The organism is Dietzia sp. SLG310A2-38A2 (assembly GCF_014145095.1).
GTDB lineage: Bacteria > Actinomycetota > Actinomycetes > Mycobacteriales > Mycobacteriaceae > Dietzia.
On the sequence record NZ_JAALDX010000442.1, the window covers coordinates 6387 to 10616 of the forward strand.

Sequence of the window (4230 nt, forward strand, 5' to 3'; positions counted from 1 at the left end):
GGCGGCTCACCGGGCCGCATGGGTCTGCAGGTGGAGGCGTTCCACCTCGCGATGGCTGAGCGCGCGCTCGCCTCCCCGCTGGCCATGACGGCGCTCAGCACCCACGACACCAAGCGGGGCGAGGACGTACGGGCCCGGATCTCGGTACTGTCCCAGCTGCCCGATGAGTGGGCGGATCTCGTCTCCGAGGTGTTCCGGGCGTTCCCCCCGCCCGCCGAGGACGCGGGGTACTTCCTCCTCCAGGTGATCGTGGGCGTGTGGCCGGAGCGCGACGACCCCGCCGACGACCTGCGGTCCCGCCTGCACGACTACGCCGAGAAGGCCCTGCGTGAGGCGGCCGTACACACCACCTGGACCGATCAGGACGCAGACTTCGAGTCCGCCACCCACGGGTGGATCGACACCCTGCTCGACTCGGGTGGGGCGCTGCTCACCCCGTTCGTCCGACGCGTCGCCCCCGCCGGACGGGACAACTCGTTGATCGCCAAGGCGACACAGTTGCTGTCCCCCGGGGTGCCGGACGTCTACCAGGGCACGGAGGTGTGGGAGGACTCGCTGGTCGACCCGGACAACCGCCGGTTCGTGGACTACGAGCCCCTGCGGTCCGGCGCGGTGGCCCGCAGCGGGCACCCCAAGTTCACACTGGTCCGTGAGGCACTGCGGATACGGCGTGCGCACCCGGCGGCGATGGCGGCCGGCGCGCACGTCCCGTTACCTGTGCAGGGGCCCGCGGCCGCCGACGTGGTGGCGTTCATCAGGCTCGTCGAGGGGGGTGCTGCGGTCGGCATGATCGCCAGGCGGCGCACCGCGGTGGTCGGGGCCGGCGAGTTCGTCGGCACCGAGGTCCTGCTCCCGGAGGGCACCTGGGCGGTCCGCCCGGACGGCTCGTCGATCTCGGGCCGGGTGGACGTCGGCAACCTACTGGACGGGTCCCCGGTCGTGCTGATCGTCCTCGAGGACGACTGACCTCTCGGGTCCGCGCTGACTCGCGGTCGCCGTCCGGTGGCGGACCCGGGCCTATCCGCGGCCCTGCAGGCGGTCGGTCTCGCGACGCTCACGCTTGGTGGGCCGTCCCGCTCCCCTGTCCCGCCGCGGCTGTGAGGCCAGCACCTCCCTGGGAGGGGGCGGTGGCGAGTGATCGATGTAGCAGGTCACGGCCACGGGGGCGCCCACCCGCTTGTTGACCGTCCGGACCACCTCGAGGACGCGGATCCGACCGAGCGTTCCGGTCACCTGGACGCGATCTCCGGGCACGACACCCTTCGACGGTGGCACCGCGTCCCCGTTGACCTTGACGTGCCCACCGCGGCAGGCGGCCGCCGCCTTGGTCCGCGACGGGAACAGCCTCACCGACCACGTCCACGCGTCCACCCGCACTGCCATACGGCGAGGATAGCGAGACCGGTCGTCGCTAACCGTTCGGGACACCGTCACGTGGTGTCTGAACACCGGCCAGCCGGGCCTCGAGCTCCCGCGCCGCCCGGAGCAGTCCGTCGGGGCCGAGGACGCGGAACCCGGCGTCGAATCGCACGACCGCTGCGATCACACCCGCCCATGACCACGAACCGATCGTCACCCGGGTGGAGTGCGTCGACAGCGCCACGACCTCGCCGTCGAGCACCCAGCGGGCCACGTCGGCCACGGGGAGATCGATCTCCACCTCGCCGACGCACGGCCACCCGTCGTCGTGGGCGGACCCCTTCGATCGGCTCGCGAGGAAGCCGGTCGGGGTGCCGGTCGGAACCGCCCTGGACTCGAAGGCGGGCCCGGTGGGGGTTCGTGGGGTCATGCGGTCCAGCCGGAACGTGCGCCAGTCGTCCCTGTCCAGATCCCACGCGACCAGGTACCAGCGTCCGTTCCGAGCCACCACTCCGTGCGGTTGTGTCCGCCGGGACGGGGCATCGGGGTCGCGGTAGCCGAAGCGCAGGGTCATCCTCGTCCGGACGGCCTCGCTGACGGCCTCCACGACGTCGGGGGCGACGCTGGTGGGGGCGACGCCGGTGGGGTCGGGCGCGCCGTCAAACTGAATTCCGTCGACCCGGTGCCGGAGCCGTGAGGGCATCACCTGTCGTACCGTCGCCAGGGCACGATGCGCGGCATCGCCCATCTCGACCCCGGTGGCGGCCGGGTGGCGCAGGGCGATGGCGATCGCGACCGCCTGCTCGTCGTCGAATCTCAGGGGCGGCAACTCCGTTCCCGATTCCATCCGGTACCCGCCGTCGGGCCCCTTCACCGCCTGGATCCGATACCCCATCTCGCGGAGTCGGTCCACGTCGCGTCGCACGGTGCGGGTCGTCACCTCCAGGCGCTGTGCCAACTCCTCTCCCCGCCAGCTTCTCGGGGACTGCAGGAGGGAGAGCAACGCCAGTGTCCGCTCGGGGGCTCCGGTCATGTGCCCATTCTCCCCGAGAAGAGGACATCCGGTGTCCTAGAGCCCCGACACACTGGGGCCAGCGGCAGATCGCCGCGGATCCGGTCCCACCCGAGGGAGTCACCATGTCAGTCACCACCACCACCCATCTCAACCTGCCCGGCACCGCACGGGAGGCGCTCGCGCACTACCAGGGCGTCTTCGGCGGCGAGATGCACATCACCACCTATGGCGAGGTCGGAATGCCCCAGGATGCTCCGGACGCCGGGAAGGTCGTCTTCGGCCGCGTGACCGCGGACTGCGGCTTCAGTGTCATGGCGTACGACATCCCCGGCCGCGACGAGCCCTTCGGCGGTCTCACGACCCGCCAGAACGGCATGACGATGACCGATCAACCCTTCTTCGTCTCCCTCAGGGTCAGCACGCTCGGTGAGGCAGAGGGGTACTGGGGCGCCCTCGCCGAGGGTGCGACGGTCATCGAGCCCCTCTCCGCGTCCGCGTGGAGTGCCGGCTTCGGGATGCTGACCGACCGGTTCGGCGTCACCTGGAGCGTGGACGTGGCAGGGAACCCGGCGGGCTGAGACCACCGCGGCCACTCGGCTGGAGGCCGGGTCCGGCCGGGGCTCGAGACGGGCCCCGGCCGGGGGCCGCAGGCCGCGTGCGAGACTGACATCACAGTCCCGCACGACCTCCTGGAGGGCCCATGACCGACGCCGCCGCCACGCTCGAGCGGATCCTCGACGACCGCTACAGCTGCCGAGGGTTCACGTCCGACCTCGTTCCCGAGGAGACGATCGACCGGATCCTGCAGATGGCCCAGCGCACGGCGTCCTGGTGCAACTCGCAGGCGTGGCAGGTCGACCTGGTCACCGGGCAGGCGACAGCCGAGTTCGGCAAGCACCTCACCGAGTACGTGCTGAGCAACGGCATGCGCTCGGACCTGCCGGCGCCCGAACGCTACGAGGGCGTGTACGGCGAACGGCGGCGGGCGAGCGGTTACGGCCTCTACACCGCGCTGGGCATCGAGCGCTCCGACAAGGAGGCACGGCTGACGCAGATGCTGGAGAACTACCGGTTCTTCGGCGCCCCGCACGTCGCGGTGATCACCTCCGACGCGGGACTGGGCACCTACGGCGCGGTGGACTGCGGTGGCTATGTGGCGACATTCCTGGCGGCGGCGTCCTCGCTGGGCGTGTCCACCTGCGCGCAGGCCGCACTCGCGCTCTACTCAGACGGTGTCCGCGAGCACCTGGGAATCGGTGAGGACCGCCTGATCGTGTGCGGGATCGCCTTCGGCTACGCCGACCCGGAACATCCGGCCAACACGTTCCGGGCGGATCGCGCGGACCTCACGGACGTGGTCCGCCGCCACGGCTGATCGGGGGCGCCCTGCGGTCGATCCGGGTCCGTCAGTACAGCTCGCGCTTCTTCGGCTTCCCTGAGATGGCCTGGCGCACCTGGTTGCCCTTGTAGATGGCCACGATCCCGGCGAGGATCGCCACCACGGTGAAGAACGAGCTGGCGAACAACGCGATCGGCAGCGCCACCACGGTCACGCCCAGCGCGATCGCCGTGGTGCGGGCATCCTTGCGCACCTGCTGCTTCTGGACCTCGATCGAGTTCGGTTGGTAGGGCTGCATGCTCATACCGTCAGGATTCCATATCTCGGCGCCGCACCGCGTTCTCGGTGGTCGCCACCCCTGCGGGCTGCCATTCGACGCCACCAGAGGTCCGGGTCGCCAGGATCGGGCCCAGGACCTCGAGGTCCCCGGCCACGGTCAACGCCACCCGTCGGCCGTAGTCCACGCCGAGCACCTGAGCACCCGCCCCGCGGACGGCCCCCTCGAGGCCTCCCGCCA

The 4230-nt window shown here is 71.1% G+C and carries 5 protein-coding genes and 2 pseudogenes; 3 read left to right on the forward strand and 4 right to left on the reverse strand.

Annotated elements, in window-relative coordinates; translation table 11 throughout:
* Nucleotides 1-966, forward strand: a pseudogene (locus G6027_RS19010) (malto-oligosyltrehalose synthase); the annotation flags it as partial.
* 51 nt (nucleotides 967-1017) lie between these two features.
* Here the strand turns inward: G6027_RS19010 and G6027_RS14660 are convergent.
* Together G6027_RS14660 and G6027_RS14665 are read right to left on the reverse strand one after the other, a co-directional pair.
* Nucleotides 1018-1383: an RNA-binding S4 domain-containing protein gene (locus G6027_RS14660; protein ID WP_182637812.1), complete on the reverse strand. Its 366-nt coding sequence runs from the start codon at nucleotides 1381-1383 to the stop codon at nucleotides 1018-1020.
* 28 nt (nucleotides 1384-1411) lie between these two features.
* A complete protein-coding gene (locus G6027_RS14665; RefSeq protein WP_182637813.1) occupies nucleotides 1412-2392 on the reverse strand; it encodes a transcriptional regulator in 981 nt (326 codons plus the stop codon).
* A gap of 104 nt (nucleotides 2393-2496) precedes the next feature.
* On the opposite strand from G6027_RS14665, the gene G6027_RS14670 reads away from it, so the two are divergent.
* Complete coding sequence (locus G6027_RS14670; RefSeq protein ID WP_182637814.1) at nucleotides 2497-2952, forward strand: VOC family protein; 456 nt, start codon at nucleotides 2497-2499, stop codon at nucleotides 2950-2952.
* Nucleotides 2953-3074: 122 nt separating this feature from the next.
* Nucleotides 3075-3749: a nitroreductase gene (locus G6027_RS14675; RefSeq protein ID WP_182637815.1), complete on the forward strand. Its 675-nt coding sequence runs from the start codon at nucleotides 3075-3077 to the stop codon at nucleotides 3747-3749.
* Between the two features lie 31 nt (nucleotides 3750-3780).
* On the opposite strand, the gene G6027_RS14680 is transcribed toward G6027_RS14675, so the two are convergent.
* Both G6027_RS14680 and G6027_RS19015 read right to left on the reverse strand, forming a co-directional pair.
* Nucleotides 3781-4017 (reverse strand): hypothetical protein, encoded by a 237-nt coding sequence (locus G6027_RS14680; protein WP_182637816.1) that lies wholly within the window; start codon nucleotides 4015-4017, stop codon nucleotides 3781-3783.
* 4 nt (nucleotides 4018-4021) lie between these two features.
* Nucleotides 4022-4230, reverse strand: a pseudogene (locus G6027_RS19015) (IMPACT family protein); the annotation flags it as partial.